Origin of the sequence: Saccharibacillus sp. JS10, from assembly GCF_024436065.1 — a bacterium.
Taxonomy (GTDB): domain Bacteria; phylum Bacillota; class Bacilli; order Paenibacillales; family Paenibacillaceae; genus Saccharibacillus.
Genome location: NZ_JANFNS010000002.1, coordinates 662,998 through 679,947, shown reverse-complemented (window position 1 = coordinate 679,947; position 16,950 = coordinate 662,998). Strand labels below are relative to the sequence as shown.

At 46.1% G+C, this 16,950-nt stretch carries 14 protein-coding genes and 1 riboswitch; of the genes, 5 read left to right on the top strand and 9 right to left on the bottom strand.

What is annotated here, in order from left to right:
* Positions 1 to 179: 179 nt before the first annotated feature.
* The gene (locus NOM90_RS08450; RefSeq protein WP_255941310.1) at positions 180 to 905 is read right to left on the bottom strand and encodes an HAD family hydrolase; all 726 of its coding nucleotides are present in this window, start codon (positions 903 to 905) and stop codon (positions 180 to 182) included.
* Positions 906 to 1,064: 159 nt separating this feature from the next.
* Here NOM90_RS08450 and NOM90_RS08445 point away from each other — a divergent pair, with 159 nt between their 5' ends.
* The 4 genes from NOM90_RS08445 (at position 1,065) to NOM90_RS08430 (ending at position 6,032) form a co-directional block, all read left to right on the top strand.
* Positions 1,065 to 2,861, top strand: coding sequence for a S9 family peptidase (locus NOM90_RS08445; RefSeq protein ID WP_255941309.1), 1,797 nt, complete (start codon positions 1,065 to 1,067; stop codon positions 2,859 to 2,861).
* 187 nt (positions 2,862 to 3,048) lie between these two features.
* On the top strand, positions 3,049 to 3,987 hold the full coding sequence (locus NOM90_RS08440) for an iron-hydroxamate ABC transporter substrate-binding protein (protein ID WP_255941307.1): 939 nt from the start codon (positions 3,049 to 3,051) through the stop codon (positions 3,985 to 3,987).
* 9 nt (positions 3,988 to 3,996) lie between these two features.
* Positions 3,997 to 5,016, top strand: coding sequence for a FecCD family ABC transporter permease (locus tag NOM90_RS08435; protein ID WP_255941305.1), 1,020 nt, complete (start codon positions 3,997 to 3,999; stop codon positions 5,014 to 5,016).
* Positions 5,013 to 6,032 (top strand): FecCD family ABC transporter permease, encoded by a 1,020-nt coding sequence (locus NOM90_RS08430; RefSeq protein ID WP_255941303.1) that lies wholly within the window; start codon positions 5,013 to 5,015, stop codon positions 6,030 to 6,032. Before NOM90_RS08435 ends, NOM90_RS08430 begins: the two co-directional genes overlap by 4 nt.
* Positions 6,033 to 6,136: 104 nt before the next feature.
* Here the strand turns inward: NOM90_RS08430 and mqnC are convergent, their stop codons facing one another.
* The 5 genes from mqnC to metA all read right to left on the bottom strand — a co-directional run bounded on the left by mqnC (position 6,137) and on the right by metA (position 11,386).
* Entirely contained in the window at positions 6,137 to 7,273 is a 1,137-nt protein-coding gene (gene mqnC / locus NOM90_RS08425; protein ID WP_255941301.1) for a cyclic dehypoxanthinyl futalosine synthase, read from the bottom strand.
* Between the two features lie 201 nt (positions 7,274 to 7,474).
* Positions 7,475 to 7,840: a DUF1304 domain-containing protein gene (locus NOM90_RS08420; protein WP_255941300.1), complete on the bottom strand. Its 366-nt coding sequence runs from the start codon at positions 7,838 to 7,840 to the stop codon at positions 7,475 to 7,477.
* Positions 7,841 to 7,925: 85 nt separating this feature from the next.
* Positions 7,926 to 9,200 carry a trans-sulfuration enzyme family protein gene (locus NOM90_RS08415; protein WP_255941298.1) on the bottom strand — a complete coding sequence of 425 codons (1,275 nt, stop codon included), beginning with the start codon at positions 9,198 to 9,200 and terminating at the stop codon, positions 7,926 to 7,928.
* A gap of 4 nt (positions 9,201 to 9,204) precedes the next feature.
* Positions 9,205 to 10,386, bottom strand: a complete 1,182-nt coding sequence (locus NOM90_RS08410; protein ID WP_255941296.1) for an aminotransferase class I/II-fold pyridoxal phosphate-dependent enzyme — start codon at positions 10,384 to 10,386, stop codon at positions 9,205 to 9,207.
* A 46-nt stretch (positions 10,387 to 10,432) separates the two neighbouring features.
* Entirely contained in the window at positions 10,433 to 11,386 is a 954-nt protein-coding gene (metA, locus tag NOM90_RS08405) for a homoserine O-acetyltransferase MetA (protein WP_255941294.1), read from the bottom strand.
* Between the two features lie 221 nt (positions 11,387 to 11,607).
* A riboswitch (SAM riboswitch) is annotated at positions 11,608 to 11,713 on the bottom strand.
* Between the two features lie 770 nt (positions 11,714 to 12,483).
* Between metA and corA the strand changes: the two genes are divergently transcribed.
* Positions 12,484 to 13,425, top strand: coding sequence for a magnesium/cobalt transporter CorA (corA, locus tag NOM90_RS08400; protein ID WP_255941292.1), 942 nt, complete (start codon positions 12,484 to 12,486; stop codon positions 13,423 to 13,425).
* A gap of 87 nt (positions 13,426 to 13,512) precedes the next feature.
* Here corA and NOM90_RS08395 read toward each other — a convergent pair whose 3' ends face one another.
* The 3 genes from NOM90_RS08395 to NOM90_RS08385 form a co-directional block, all read right to left on the bottom strand.
* Positions 13,513 to 14,622: an HRDC domain-containing protein gene (locus NOM90_RS08395; protein WP_255941290.1), complete on the bottom strand. Its 1,110-nt coding sequence runs from the start codon at positions 14,620 to 14,622 to the stop codon at positions 13,513 to 13,515.
* Positions 14,623 to 14,775: 153 nt separating this feature from the next.
* Positions 14,776 to 15,435 (bottom strand): MOSC domain-containing protein, encoded by a 660-nt coding sequence (locus NOM90_RS08390; RefSeq protein WP_255941288.1) that lies wholly within the window; start codon positions 15,433 to 15,435, stop codon positions 14,776 to 14,778.
* Between the two features lie 41 nt (positions 15,436 to 15,476).
* A complete protein-coding gene (locus NOM90_RS08385) occupies positions 15,477 to 16,586 on the bottom strand; it encodes a phosphodiester glycosidase family protein (RefSeq protein WP_255941286.1) in 1,110 nt (369 codons plus the stop codon).
* Positions 16,587 to 16,950: the final 364 nt, after the last annotated feature.

The window sequence follows — 16,950 nt, the reverse complement described above, 5'->3', positions numbered from 1 at the left end:
TGGACATGAAAACAAAGAGTTCGAACACGCAGCTCGGAAGGGGTAAACGTAGATCGGTCTGGAGGAAATTGCAGCCCATGTTCCCTCTCTCTGGGTCAGTCCTTGATCTCTACATTCATGTCTTCGTCGAAGCTTTTGCTGCTGTTCATTATAAGCGCATGCAGGAAAAGCGTCAAGACTTAACGGGAACCGGACGATGAATTTGTATGCTCACTTAGCCATTTTTCCAAATCTTGAATATCGTCGATCACCGCATTCGCTTCATCTAATTCCCCGTCTTCTGCAAATTCGGATTGCACGCCTACGACCGGCATCCCGGCTTTTTGCGCCGCTTCAATATCCGATTTCCGGTCGCCGACCATAAGTGCTTGCGACGCATCCAGTCCACTTTGCTTCAGTAGCTCCATTAACACATCGCTTTTTTCCGAAGCTCCGACATTGCCTGCACATAACGGATAATCGATCCATTGGCTTAAACCGTCTTGCGCCAGCACTTGCTCCAAATATTTGTCTCCACAGTTGCTTGCAGTGGCAAGTTTATAGCCTTTTTCGGATAAGCTTTGCAGCAACTGGGGTACACCGGATAAGGCATACGAATTTTGATCCATTTTCGCTTGCAGACGTTCATCGCGTTTTTTTCGGTACTGATCTTTTTGATCTTCTTGCAGCCCGGAAGACAGTTGCGCCCAAGCTTCATCGCCGATCATTCCGAACGTATCGTAAATTTCTTCTTTGGTGGGTTTACGCTCGGCATGACCGTTCTCGACCGCTTCTCCGAATACTTCTTCATCGACTTCCAACATCGCGTTCGACGCGTCGATCAATGTACCATCCAGATCGAAAGCGATCACTTTAATCTCGTTTGCGTCAAAATGTTTTGTGTTTTTATGTTGATTATGTGCCATCGTCTCTACACCCCTTGTTTAAGTCGTCATTTCTCTCTCTTTTCTTGTACCCGATTTTACAGAAAACTTGCAGGATTCTTCTAGAAAAGCCCGAATACTATAGATGTGCGTTCTGCACAATCACATTCAAGGCAATAAGCCGACCCTAAGGAGGATTCCATGCTATCGTTCAAAAAACCTGATGTCGAGCAGTTTTTCCGCACATTTGCAATCCAGGCGTTTGCGATTAGCCCGGATGAAGAACAGCTTGTGCTGAGCACCAATCTCAGCGGAAAGTTTGATCTATGGGCAATGGATCTTCCAAATGCTTTTCCGTACCCACTCACGTTCAATGGACAAAATTGTCATGGGGTTCAGTACGACAAGCGCGGACGTTTTCTGGTAGCCGGATTTGACCAAGACGGCGACGAGAACGCACAGCTTTACGCGCTGCAACCGCAAGGCGGGGAACTGCTGCCTCTTTGCGTCAAAAAAGGTCATCGACATATGAATCCGATCTTGTCGGAGGACGGCAAACGGCTTTATTATACGTCGACGAAAGAAGATGCGACCTTTTTAAGTGCGCTTTGCTGCGATCTGAGTACCGGGCAAGAAGTGTCGGTGCTACAAGGTTCCGGCGATGCTTCGGTCTTTTTGACCGATGTGAGTCCAAAAGAAGATTATCTCGTGTACGCCAAACATTTTGCCAATACGTACGCACCTGCTTTTGTATGTTATGGAGACAAGCATGTTTCTCTCGATCCGGAAGCTCAAGGCGAGTATACCGTATCGGACAGCGTGTTTACCGGCGATGCCGAGTTGCACTTTTTGACCAATGCAGGTGGCGACTTTACGTACTTGGCGAAATTCGATATTAAAAGCGAAACGAAAACCAAATTGTTAGAGCTTGAAGGGGTCGATTTCACCTCGGTCACTTACGATAAAGAACGCAAAGTGCTGTACTTGACTGCGAGCAAAGGCGTTGCCGATTATTTATATACGTATGATCTGGAAGCGGGTACATTAGGCGGTGTGCCGATTCCGGTCGATAATATTTCTTCTGTAAAAGTTGCCGAAAGCGGTAATCTGTATCTGCTTGGTCGCAGTGCGGTAAGCCCAACGAATATTTTCAAAAAAGAACGTTTTTCCGAAGAATGGACAACATGCACGAACTATAGCGTACCCGGTATTTCCGAATCGGAATTAGTTCGTCCTGAAGTGCTGAATTATCCATCGTTCGACGGACTGAATATCGAAGCTTTGTTTTTCCGGGCTACCGAAGAAACGTCGAATGGGCATACCATCTTATGGCCGCACGGCGGACCTCAAGCTGCGGAGCGTCTCGCTTTCCGCTCATTGTTCCAATTTCTCGTGAATCGCGGTTTCAATATTTTCGCGCCGAATTTCCGGGGTTCGACCGGTTACGGTCTAGCTTTCTGCAAAAAAGTTGAAGGCGATTGGGGCGATGGTCCTCGTCTCGACAATATCGCGGGTCTAGATTGGTTGATCGAAAAGGGTCATGCGGATCGTGACAAGCTGCTGCTGATGGGCGGAAGTTTCGGTGGATATATGGCACTTCTATTACACGGACGCCATGCCGACTATTTCAAAGCCGTTGTCGATCTGTTCGGACCTAGCGACCTGTTCTCCTTTATCAACTCGGTACCGGAACATTGGAAACCGATGATGAAGCAATGGGTAGGCGATCCCGTCGAAGACAAAGACAAACTGACCGCTTATTCGCCGATTACGTATTTGGATCAAATGACAAAGCCGATGCTGGTCATTCAAGGCGCCAATGATCCCCGCGTCGTCAAAGCCGAATCCGACCAGATCGTTCAAGCACTGCAAGAAAAAGGCGCCAACGTCGAATATATCGTGTTAGATGACGAAGGGCATGGATTTGCGGTAAAAGAAAATGAAATGCGCGTATACCGCGCCGTGTTGGATTTCTTCGAAAAAGTCATCAAAAACTAATATTTATATTTCTTAAAAACAGGCTTGCTTCTTTGCTGCATATACAGCAAAGAAGCAAGTCTTTTTTGTCATGAAACTTTTTCTTTCCTTTTCCCTATTGACAAAATATTCGCTCCACCGTAAAGTTTGGATATTGTCTATTGATAACGATTATCGTTTTCAATTAAAAAAAAGGGGAGTGTCTCTGTTGAAAAAATGGTCTTTGCCTTTGTTGTTGGTGTTCATTCTTGTTCTAAGCGCATGTGGAAATACGGCGAAAACGCCTACAGCTAACGGTGCTACAAATGAAAGTGCTCCAAGTGATACCGCTTCCGATACGATTACATACGAGTCCGAAAATGGACCGATTCAAGTTCCTGCTAATCCTCAACGCGTCGTCGATTTGTCTAGCTATACCGGTAACTTGTTGAAATTCGGTGTTCCGGTGGTCGGTGTCGATAAGTGGAGTAAAGCCAATCCAAATTTCCAAGATCAACTGAAAGACGTTCCTGAAGTATCGGCAGACGATATTGAGAAAATTATTGAACTTCAACCCGATCTTATTATTGCTTCAAGCGATGTAAAAAATGCGGATAAACTCAAGCAGATCGCTCCTCTCGTGACGTACACGTACAATAAAGTCGATTATTTGACTCAGATCGAAGAAGTAGCCAAAGCAATCAACAAAGGCGAAGAAGGTGCTGCTTGGGTCGCTGATTTCAAAAAACAAGCACAAACCGCCGGAGAGGAAATCAAAGCCAAGATCGGTGCAGATCAAACCGTTACCGTGATGGAAGGCGACGCCAAAGCGATGTATATTTTCGGCGATGCTTGGGGTCGGGGTACAGAAGTGTTGTATCAAGCTATGGGTCTAAAAATGCCGGAAAAAGTCAAAGAAGTGACGTCGAAGCAAGGTTATTATGATCTATCGCTCGAAGTATTACCGGAATATATGGGCGATTATATTATTTTCAGCAAAACGTTGACGGGCGACAATTCGTTCCAAAATACCGATACGTACAAAAATATTCCAGCTGTCAAAAACGGACATGTGTATGAAACTGACGCAACTGCTTTCTACTTTAACGATGCAGTATCGCTTCAATACCAACTGGATTTCTTCAAAAAGTCGTTTCTCGGCAACTAATCTAGTCGTATGAAAACTTTCGCTCTTCCTCGGTTGCTGCGTCAACCTGCAATCAAATTAGGGATGTCTCTATTACTATTAGTGCTCGTTTTTATCGGAGCGATCTTGGTTGGAGCCAAAAACGTATCGGTATCGGATATTTGGCTAGCAATCAGCAACTCTAGTCTCACAAATCCAGATATATCGGTCATTCGCGAACTTCGTCTCCCAAGAGAACTTGGAGCGTTATTGGTCGGTGCCGCACTGGCTGTATCGGGTGCAATTATGCAAGGGCTGACGCGTAACCCGCTTGCCGATCCCGGGCTTCTTGGGATCACGGCAGGCGCGAACGCGGCTCTTGCCGTCGTATTCGCTTTTATTCCGGCAGCCAGTTATTTCGGTGTAATGATCGCTTGCTTCATCGGCGCGGCAGTCGGCGTGATGTTCGTATTCGGCTTGCTTGCGCTGCGCGGCAAAACGTTGTCGCCACTGCGTATGGTATTAGCCGGAGCCGCTGTGTCTGCGCTGTTAACTGCGTTTGCCGAAGCGATCAGCCTTGCTTTTCAAATCTCCAAAAGCGTCTCGATGTGGACATCCGGCGGCTTGATCGGAACGTCTTGGGATCAACTTATCGCAATTTCTCCGGTTATCGTCGGATGCGTGATTGTTTCGCTGTTATTTTCGCGGCAACTTACGATCATGAGCTTAAATGAATCGACAGCGATCGGTCTTGGACTCAACACAGGTTGGATCAAGTTAGTCTTATGCGTCGTCGTCACTTTGCTTGCGGGGGCTGCGGTATCGCTTGTCGGTAATCTAGCTTTTGTCGGTCTGATGATTCCTCATTTAGTTCGTATTTTTGTCGGAACCGATTACCGCGTGATTTTGCCTTTTTCTGCGATCTTCGGTGCAATCTTTATGATTGCTGCCGATACGCTCGGGCGTATGTTGAACGCACCGCTTGAAACGCCAGTAGCAGCGATTATCGCCGTATTGGGACTACCTTTCTTTCTGTTGATTGTACGCAAAGGAGGCAAGTCTTTATCGTGAAGATCTTATCGAAGACCGCTGTTCCAATTCCAAAAACGCAACGGATTGCTGCTGCACTGGTTTTACTCATTCTAGTTACGATCTTTATCAGTCTGGGCTTGGGCTCGTCCACCGTTTCGTTTGACCGGATTTTGCCGACTTTGTTTGGACAAGGCACGTTCAAAGATGAATTTGTATTGTTCAGTATTCGATTACCCCGTATTTTGATTACTTTGCTTGCGGGTATGGCACTGGCTTTATCCGGTGCTATTTTGCAAGGTATTACGCGTAATGAACTCGCTGACCCGGGTATCGTCGGTATCAATTCGGGCGCCGGAGTTGGCGTAGCCATATTTTTTCTTTTTGCTCCTCTTGAAGTTGGGACGTTCGTCTATCTGCTTCCGGTAGTCGCTTTCGTCAGTGCGCTGCTTACCGCGACCTGTATTTATTTGTTCGCTTATCAGCGAGGCGAAGGCGTTCAGCCGTTAAAAATGATTCTGACCGGCGTCGGATTTTCAACGGCTTTATCCGGTGTGATGATTGTACTGATTTCTTCAGTCGATCGGGTCAAAGTTGATTTTATTGCCACTTGGTTAGCGGGAAATATATGGGGAACCGATTGGCCTTTCGTCTGGGCGTTGCTTCCGTGGCTGATCGTACTGATCCCATACGCACTATACAAATCTAAAGCTTTAAATTTACTTTCGCTTGGCGAATCTTCGGCGGTCGGTGCAGGCGTTACCGTACAAAAAGATCGAATTTTGCTTCTGCTCACAGCCGTTGCGTTGGCAGCTTCAGCCGTTTCCGTAACAGGCGGGATCGCTTTTATCGGTCTGATGGCTCCGCATATCGCTCGCAGTCTGGTCGGCGCAGCATATCAGCGTTTGATTCCGATTTCTCTTTTGAGCGGCGGATGGTTGCTGCTGCTTGCCGATACGATTGGTCGTAATCTCGGAAACGGCATTGCCGCCGGCATTATCGTTGCTTTTATCGGAGCGCCTTACTTCCTTTATTTATTGGTAAAAAATCCGACTTAACCGACGTCTGCAAAACAAAAAACCTTTTCCTCTTATCGGATGCCTCTACAGGCTACCGAATAAGACGGAAAAGGTTTTTTTATTGAAATCCCGTTATCGATGAATTAGTTCTGCATAATAAAGTCGCGTTGGACTTTCATGTTTTCGTCATCGAAGACTTGGATCAGATTATATTTTGTATCGCGCTGAGCGGGAATTTTGCCTGCTGCACGAATGATTTCTAACGTTTGCTCGATATTCACTTTATGCGTAGTGCCTGCTGCGGATACGACGTTTTCTTCCATCATCGTACTACCGAAGTCGTCACAGCCGTAACGAAGCGACAATTTGCCGACTTCAGGTCCCATCGTTACCCAAGAAGATTGGAAGTGCTTGATATTATCGATAAAGATCCGGCTGATCGCAACATTTTTCAAATATTGTTCAGGCGTTTGCTTTTCGACTTTCATATTCGTATTATCCGGCTGGAATGTCCAAGAAATGAACGCAAGGAATCCTTCCGAATCATAGCCGTTCGCGATACATTCGTCTTGTGCATCACGCACACGAAGCAAATGCAGTGCGCGTTCTTCGTAAGACTCGCCAAATCCGATAACCATCGTAGCGGTCGTATTCATGCCGACTTTGTGCGCCGTCTGCATCACGTCCATCCAATCGCGCCACGAACCTTTTAAGCGACTGATTTTGCGGCGTGTACGGTCGTCCAGAATCTCGCCGCCACCGCCTGGCAAAGAATCAAGACCCGCTTCGTGGATCGCACGAATGGTATCTTCCATCGACATTCCCGACAGCTTTTGCATCTTCATAATCTCGGCAGGAGAGAAAGAGTGCATCGTGATATCCGGGAAATGCTGCTTGATTTTACGTAAAATATCTAAATAATATTGGAACGGCAAATCGGGATTGACTCCGCCTTGCATCAAAATCTCTGTACCGCCTACGTCTTGGGTTTCTTGAATTTTTTGCAAAATCACTTCATCCGGCAGTACATAACCTTCTGGCGAACCCGGACGACGATAAAATGCGCAGAAGCGACAAAAAACATCGCATACGTTCGTATAATTGACGTTACGTCCGATTACGAATGTCGTGATCGGCTCAGGATTTTTGCGCATCATCAATTCGTTCGCTACGCGTCCGAGTTTTTCGACGTCATCCGATTCATATAAAGCTACGGCGTCTTCGACCGTAAGTCGTCCTCCGTTTAAAGCTTTTTCTAATATAGCATCAACCGCATTCATACATGCAGCCTCCTTTGTGAAAATAGGTTCAAATGAAATTAGACTCGTGTAGCTGCATTGCGAAATCTTTGTATGATCTATCCTATCACATTCCATCCTAGAATTAAATATTTCACCGATTGCGCTAATTAATAAAGTATCCAAAACCAAACAATCGATCCGCCTAAGCGAACCGATTGTGGGCTAACTCTTATCCATAGATTACGAAGCGATCAGTACCGCAATCAAAGCGATCAAAGCCGGAACCGTTTGGACAAACAAAATTTTGGCTTTTGCTGTAATTGCTCCGTAAATGCCTGCGATCATCACACAGACTAAGAAGAAGATTTGAATATGCGCTGCTGCTTCAGGATTTGGATAGACTAGACCGAAGACCAATCCTGCGGCAAGAAATCCATTATACAGCCCCTGATTGCCCGCAAGCGATACGGTCATATCCGCAAATTTTTGCTCTAATCCAAAAGCTTTCATGCCGCGTGGTTTGTTCCACATGAACATTTCCAATACCAAGATGTATACATGCAACAGCGCGATTAGAGCTACCAAAATAATAGCTACAGTTTCCATCGATTTTCCTCTTTTCGTTCAAGGTTGTAAGCTTCATTTTGCATTATAACAGAAAAATATGCTTACTCCCTTTATCCAAATAAAGTTAATCGATCAAAGCTTGCTCCAAATCTTCGATTAAATCGTCGATGTTCTCTAATCCTACCGAAAAACGTAATAATCCGTCGCCTATCCCTCGTTCCAAACGTACTTCACGAGGCATTGCGGCATGGGACATCATCGGCGGATACGACAAAATACTTTCGACAGCGCCTAAGCTGACCGCCACCAAAGGCAACTTCACTTTGTTCAACAGACGCTTCGCGCGTTCTTCCGAACCGACATCGAATGAAACGACTGCTCCGTATCCGGTGGATTGTTTTTCGTGAATTTCTTTGCCCGGATGATTCTCAAGCCCCGGATAATACACGGACGTAATATCGCTTCGCTCCGATAACCAAGCCGCTAACTTACGCGCTCCGATTTCGCTGCGTCCCATCCGTGCGCCTAACGTTTTCATCCCTCGCATTAACAGCCAACTATCTTGCGGGCCCAACACTGTGCCCAGACCGTTTTGCAACTTTTTCAATTCTGCGGCAAGTTCCGGAGTACGCGCAACCGCAAGCCCTGCTAATACATCACTATGCCCGCCGAGGAATTTAGTCGCGCTGTGCAAAATGATGTCTACGCCTTGCTCAATTGGACGTTGGTAGTAAGGCGTCATGAAGGTGTTGTCCACTAAGGTCAACAGATTATGTTCTTTTGCCCACGCGGTCACCGCACCGAGATCTGTAATTTTTAATGTAGGATTAGACGGGGTTTCCATAAACACACCTTTGGTATTCGAACGCAGCGCATTTTTGATCTGATCCAGATCGGTCATATCGACAAAAGTCGTCTCGATATTCATGCGGCTTAAAATGGTTGTTAGCAATCTGTACGTACCGCCGTAGACATCTTCAGTCACGATCAGATGATCGCCTGCCGAGAACATCATTAAAGCAGCGGAGATCGCCGCCATACCCGATGCAAACGCATAACCACCTGCGCCGCCTTCGAGCAGCGAAATGTAATCTTCCAATGCTTGACGAGTCGGGCTGCCCGAACGGCTGTAATCGTATTGCGGCGGATTATAGACATCGAAATGATGAAACGTCGAAGCTTGATAGATCGGTACGCTGGAAGCTCCTGTCGCTGGGTCGATCTCTGCACCAAAATGAATCAACTTGGTATCGAAATGTCGACCTTTAAGCGCTGCGGCAGCTTCTTCCGGGGTCTGAAGTTGCGAAGGAAGATGCTCCGCTTGCTCAGGCGTTCTTCCTTGAGGTTGAGACGGCTTTTCTGTACCGGTCTTCAATGTTTGTTCTTGTTCGTGGGCCATCGGATTATTCCCCGCTTTCCGTAACACGTAATGCGGCTTGCAAAGCCTGATCCAAATCAGCAATCAGGTCATCGATATGCTCAATACCGACCGAGAAACGCAGCAATTTATCGTCGACGCCGATCGCATCGCGAATTTCTTGCGGAATATCCGCATGGGTCTGTACCGAAGGATATGTCATCAACGATTCAACGCCGCCTAGACTTTCCGCAAACGCAATCAGACGGATATGACTCAAGATCGGCTCGATCCAACGTGCATCTTTGACTTTGAAAGAGAAAATGCCGGTATTGCCGCTCGATTGGCGATTTTGAACGTCATGCCCCGGATGTCCCGGCAGACCTGGATGATAGACTGCTTCGATCTGAGGATGTTGCTCTAAAAAGCGAGCGAGTGCGAGCGAATTGCTTTCGTGACGCTCCATACGCAGCGCCAGCGTCTTCATTCCGCGCATTAATTGATACGAATCCGTTGGGCTAAGCACCGCACCGATCGAGTTATGCAGGAAAAACATTTCTTCGGACAACTTTTCGCCTTTTGTAATGATTAATCCGGCAAGCACGTCGTTATGACCGCCCAAATATTTAGTCGCACTGTGAACGACGATGTCAGCGCCCAACTCGATTGGACGTTGGAAAAATGGTGTTAATAGCGTGTTATCCACGATTGTTAGAATACCATGTGGTTTTGCCCAGTCGGCTACAGCTTTAATATCCGTAACCATCATCAATGGATTTGTTGGCGTCTCGATAAATACGGCTTTCGTATTCGGTGTACGCAACTTTTCGATTCCGTCCAGGTCATTTGTATCGACATAAGATGCAGTAATACCGAAGCGGGAAAGAATCCGTTCCAACAATCGATACGTTCCGCCGTATAAATCCAGAGATACAATCAGATGATCGCCTTGACTGAATAAAGCGAAAATCGTTTGCAAAGCCGCCATCCCCGAACTACAAGCGAAGCCTGCATCCCCCGATTCCAACTTCGCCGACGCTTCTTCCAACACCGATCGAGTCGGGTTTTTGGTACGCGTGTAATCGAATCCTGTACTGCGACCCAGCCCCGGATGACGGTAAGCCGTCGAATGATAAATCGGAAACGTTACGCCCCCTGTTTGTGGATCTTCAAGCGAACCGATCTGAGCCAAAGCACTTTCTATTCTGAGCTGTCTATCGTCCTTCATGGTTATTCCTCCCGAGTTTTCGAATAGATGAAATATATGAAATAGATTAAATACCTGCGCCGTAATCGCTAAATTCTTTGGCCTTCGTCAAATCGACCTGATCGAAAGGTGTTTCTTGGTATACATAGTAGTTGAGCCAGTTCGAAAAGAGCAGATTGGCATGCGCACGCCAAGAAGACAACGGTTTACGAGTTGGATCATCACCCGGGAAATAATTTTTTGGAACCGCTACGTCCAACCCTTTTGCAATATCGCGGTCGTATTCCCATTTCAACGAAAAAGGATCGTATTCGGAATGACCGGTCGCGAAGATTTGTTTGCCGTCTTTGGTTGCGACCAGATAGACCCCTGCTTCTTCGGATTCAGCTAAAATCTCCAACTCTTCGTTTTTCAAAATATCAGAACGCTGCACATCGGTATGACGAGAATGCGGCACATCGAAAGATTCATCAAATCCGCGTAGCAATTGGACATTCGTTTTGTTGATGGTGTGCGGGAACACCCCGAAACATTTTTCAGCCAAAGGAATTTTGCTAACGCCAAAATGATGGTACAACCCTGCTTGCGAAGCCCAACAGATGTGCATGGTCGATGTAACATTTTTTTTGGTCCACTCAAAGATTTGGCGAATTTCATCCCAATAACTTACTTCTTCGAATTCCAGTTGTTCTACCGGTGCGCCGGTAATAATCATCCCGTCAAAACGCTGATGCTTAATTTCGTCAAACGTTTTGTAAAAGGTGTTCAGATATTCTTCGGAAGTGTTTTTGGATGTGTGCGAACTTGGATAAAGCAACACGACATCGACTTGAAGCGGTGTATTGCCGATCAAACGCAATAACTGCGTTTCCGTGGTTTCTTTGGTCGGCATCAAATTCAAAATCGCAATACGCAGCGGTCGAATATCTTGGCTGTATGCTCGGCTTTCGTCCATGACGAAAATATTTTCCTCCAGCAATACTTCTTTTGCCGGTAAATTATCGGGTACTTTAATCGGCATCTACTTTTCACTCCTTCTGGTATTTCAATTGGTGGTTAATGAGATAAAAAGAGGGCTTTTTGTACAAAAAAGACCTCCCCTGGGCAAGCCGAGAAAGGTCTATAGAAAGATAGCGCCTCTCTCATCTGCCAGTTACCAGCGAAGATGCGATAGGACGAAGGGGATAAGGACTACCTTGTCTTTAATCGCATGTTCCATGACGATAGGAGTGAGCGACTCGTTCCTCGTCTTGGATCGCATGGTAACTGCAAGAATTAGCACCGTGCGACTAAGTCGCCGGTTGCCGGGTTTCATCGGGCTAGTCCCTCCACCTGCTCTTGATAAGATTCCACTTTTCAACCGACGTGTGCACGTCGGGAGAACTATTCAATTGTTGGGTTCCAGCAGTTAAGCCAGAATAACTTTAGATCAATTATACATGAAATATGTATTCAATCAAGAAGAAGCTGACATGAATTTTCTTTCACTTTTCTTTATATAGAGCGGCTCTTTTTCAAATAGGGTAGCACATCATTATGAATTCTTTGTGCATAACTTTGCAACTGTATTCGCGATTGCTGTTCGTCTTCATATTCGAACCATTCTTCCTAAGGTCGGTTCATCTATCGTTCAATCTCAGAATTTGGATAACGGATCGCAAAACCTTCTGTGAACACGATCTCGCGGATCAGACTTGAGGTTCGGATTCCTATCTTTTCCATCCTTCCTACCTTGCTTATTCTCTACAGTTTAATACCTTTTCAACCGATACCTAAAGCATCGACCTTACGATAATAAAGCCTTGAAAGGGCTATAGTCGCAAGGTATACTTAACGAGGGTTTTATGAAAACAATGATTGAAAACAAGGGGTGAATTTCAGATGGACGGCGACCCGAGGCCTAAGCGTGAGAGAACGCAGTTGAATCAAACACAGCAGAAAAAACAGCCTACCGGCTTTTTGCCTCCATTTTTGGATATTCACCAGATGGGGACTTCCTAAAGACTGAAATGTTCAGCTTTTAGAGATGACGCATACCTTTGCCGGCTTGTTTTTTCCTGCGTTCTCCCGCAAATTCGAGACGATGTAAGGACTTACGATTTCGAAGGAGTGAACGGCATGAAAATCCGGCATGTAAAAAACGGCGTATTTACGCTGATTGACAATGAACAATTGAATGAAACGTTAAACGCACCCGAAGAAGGCTTTTATTGGATTGACGCGGATCTGGACGATGTGACATTGTTGCAACTCACATTCGGTCTGCATGATCTGGCTGTCGAAGATATGCTTGGCGAAGAAGAACAACGACCAAAGATCGAAATTTACGAAAATCATTACTTTACGGTCGTCAATAGTATTCGATTTGATAATGAAGAAATTTTTATGCGCGCACTGAATATCTTTTTGGGGCGGCATTTTGTGATTACCGTTACTCGGCAAAAGATCCATGAGCTGCGTACGGTCAAGCCGATTATGTGGGAAGAAGAAGTGAATACGCCAGACCGGTTTATGTATCTGCTGATTGACCGTGTTGTCGACAACTTCTTTGCGGTAGGCGATCGGATCGAAGATCAGATCGAACAGTTGGAAGAAGATATTTTGATGAATACGAAGCGTACCCACTTGAACGATATTATCGGGTTACGCGCAGAGATTTTGTGGCTCAAAAAAGTACTGGTTCCTCAGCGCGAAGTGATCAATATTTTGAATAAGAAAGACCTGCGCTTGATTGACGATGAATTGCAAAAATACTTTAGCGATATTTATGAAAATACCGTCAAAGTCTCTGAAGCTTTCGATACGTACCGCGATCTGATGGGCAACCTTCGAGAAGCTTATCAGTCCAGTATCTCCAATCGCGCGAACGAAATCATGAAAGTCTTTACCGTGATCACCACGATCTTCATGCCGCTGACGGTCGTAACCGGGATTTACGGAATGAACTTCGACCATATGCCAGAGTTACATTGGACGTATGGTTATCCGATGGTCATTGGACTGATGATTATTCTAGGTATGACGATGTATCTTCTGTTCCGCAAAAAAGGTTGGTTATAAGCCCGTCATTGAGATAAACAAAGACCGTTTCGAATTTCCTTCTGAGGAGACTTGAAACGGTCTTTTTGTCTAGCAACAAAATCGAATCTATTCTGTTCCTGTTGCAGCAGCCTGCGACTTCGAGCGCTTGGACGGAGTTACGACGACTTTTGGCGTAGTAGAAAGCTGTTCGCTTCCAATTAACTCTGCTGCGACACGTTCGGCACGCTGACGATAACGAATCCGCAATAACCGAAGCTGTTCGTATAATAGATCCGTTCCCGATTCGCTCGGTAGTTCTTCTCCATACACTTTTTTCAATACAGGCTTGAGAAACGTATCGCCAATTTCTTGATACGCTTGTTCGATCGCTGCAAGTTGCGACTCTGACACCAATTGCACTTCATGCTGAACAATTTCTTCAAAATGATACCCGTCTTTTTGGAGCGATTCCATCATTTCGATCAATTCGCGTCGCTGCATTCCGCTTTCTTGGCTGATCAACGTTAACGAGACATAATCACTATGGGGCTCCATACTTTCAAGTAATAATCGATTAGCTCGTACTCGCTCCGCTTCCCGCTTGAATTTGCGTTCTTTGCTCGTGTATGTCCAAGCTTCGAATTCTTCTTCATTCAAACGATGCTCTACCCAATCCAGAGGAAAAGCATGTTTGCGCTCAATATCTTGAGTATGTGCAATCAGAGCTTCACCGTACCGATTGACGGTATGTTCACCGATTCCCGGTAGTTCGCGAAGTTCTTCTAAAGTCTGCGGCAAAAAAGTTCCGATCAAGCGCAGCGCGCGGTTCGTTGCGATCAAATAAGGCGCGCGATGTTCTTCGGTTGCACGTACACGCCGCCAAGCCGCTAATTGTTTGTATAATTCTTCGTCAGCGTGAAGTTCGCTATAGCAGATTAATTTTTGGGTATAGCGACCTCGCTGCCCGGACTCGAGAAATTCTTGGAACGTATCGCGAATGATCGGACGATAACCTTCGGCAAGCTTTGAAGCAAGCTTATGTCGATATACGGCAAGCATTTCATTCCAATCTGCACCCTCATACCAAGTATCTCGCTGATCCTCAGACGAATGAAATTCTACTTCTTGATTCCATCCACAGATCCATAGCCCGTCTTGTTCTTCGATCCAAACATTCGCTGCCTGTACCTCATGTTCTTTTTCAATTTCCATCCGATTCAAAAATACGATTGTCATCTTCATCCCCCACCCTATCCCCGATATTCAGCATGCACGCAAAAAAGCACCCCTCCTACATAGATATGTAAGAGAGGTGCTTCCTCTGCGTCGTTATACTGTTGGACTTATCATACTCGCTTCCACGGAAGTTCGTCAACCTAAAATTTGGGATCAACTATTGTGTTCTAATTTAGCCAATCGCTTCTCCAAAGAACCTCGCCAAGCTTCTGCCAATTCCGGAATAGAGAGTAACTCGCGAATTCCTTCGGCATCGTCTTGTCCTTTGTACTTAATTTCATTCGCGCGCATGACGGTCATCGCGGCAGGATGTCGCTCGATCAATTGAAAGACATCGCCGCTTCGAATTAAACCTTCTTGAAGTACCCGAAAATAAAATCCGCTATAGCCGGTTTCCTGTACTTTCACCGGTAATTCCGGCACACCGTAACGAACCGATAATTTGAAACAAGGTTGCCGAGGCTGACTCACTTGTACAATGGCTTCTCCGATTGCAAAAGTATCGCCGATACAAAAATCTTCTTCCGCTCCGCCTTCAAGAGATAGATTTTCGCCGAACGCACCCGGTTCAAGCTTGGGTAACAAATCCGCTTCCCAAAAAGGAAAACGGTCGATCGAATATACGCATGCTGCTTTGTCTACGCCGCCGTGATTTTTCAAATCGGCTTGTCCGTCTCCTTCAAAACCGAGTTTACTCAAATATACGGCGTTATTCACTGGAGATTTGAAGATCCCGGTTTCGACTTCTTTTTTGCCGTGAGGCACGGTTTGAGGCAGACCGATATTCACAGCAGCAATTTTGATCAATTTCATTCCGCTTCCCTCCTCTATTTGGAATTATTATGTCATGAATTTTACTGCATCGCTACCCATTGCCCGAAAATTAACGTGTTGCTGAGTGGACGTCCTGCATTCGTGAGCGTTTTGCCGTTCGCATACATTGCGGAAGAAGCGCCGCCATCCAGATTCATCGCTTGTTTGGCTCCGAGCTTTTTCATGATTTGTGCCCATTGATTCATGGTTGCTCCATTAACCGTCGCCAACATCACTGAGCCATCCGGCATAATCGCAATACCGCTGCGCGCACCGGAAGAAGTTAAAATTTTCGGATCGTTAAATCCTTCGCCTTTCGCGTCGAGTGAAATTTGGCTATTTGTAAGAAGGCGCGGGCCTGCTCCTACAGCCGTCACGACATCGTCCCACGGAATACTTTTTCCGTAAGCATCGGTATACGTAAACTGCATATCTACGGTATATCCGACGTCGAATCGATCTGCGTTTTGTTGTTCTGAACCGTGGAAGACCAATACATATCCGTCCGAAGGAATGGTCGTATTGGTATTCGTCGCTTTTTTGACCACTTTGCCTTTACGAACCGTTACCGCGACTCCGCCGCTGAATCCTACATGGCTTCCACGCGCTTGATTGTACATTAATACGACATTTTGCCCGGCATCCGGTGTACGGTTGACGAAAGTCGCGTACCAGCCGAGTGTTCGACTTTTGCCGTTTTTATCAGGCTTGCTGCTTACCGTACCGCCAACATTGGCACGAAGCGAATCCATCAGAACCGTTCCGTCTTTTTTAAAACCAATACTGCTACCGTAATATCCAGTATGAATAATCTGCCCTTTTGAAATTAAAGTTCCGTAAGGATCGGCTGGACCGCCATATGAATTGAAAAAAGCTCCGTTGATCGCCGCTGTCGCATTGGTGTTTTTGACGATTGAAGCAAAACTTTGCGTCTGACCGACTTGCCCTTGTGCCAAACCCAGCGCTGCTTTGGTTCCTTTCGGGATATTAACAGTCTGCACACTATACGTGCGTCCTGATACCGATACTTTGCGAACCGCCGTGGTGATCGATCCTGCGGCTTCGACTTTTTGTTCCCCCGACAAACTAAATACACCTGTGACCGCCAGCACTCCTGCTAACAGCAAAGTTCCCCATTTTTTGCTTTTCATTTAAACGCTTCTCCTCTTGTTTCTTGAATATGATAATGCGATGCTAACTCGCCTACTTTCTTTAATTGGCGGTAAAGGGGGTGATTTCCTGCTATTTTGTTAAAAAAGTTTGGCAGGTGGGGGTTCGGTGCTGTGGGGAGACGCTACGGGGGAAAATGCCTTCAGATCGCCTGTAAAATCCGGTTTCTTTGGATTGGATCAAACATGCTGGTGGGTAGAAACCGGATTTTAAAAGCGACCGCGTTGCTTCTTCCGGCATCTTTCCCCTCCGCTCCCACGCACGCGCGCACACTTAAGTTCGTAAGTGCCGGTACCCCTATGCCCTAAAGCACAAAAAAGGCAGAAGCTTTTTTGTTGTTAGGGT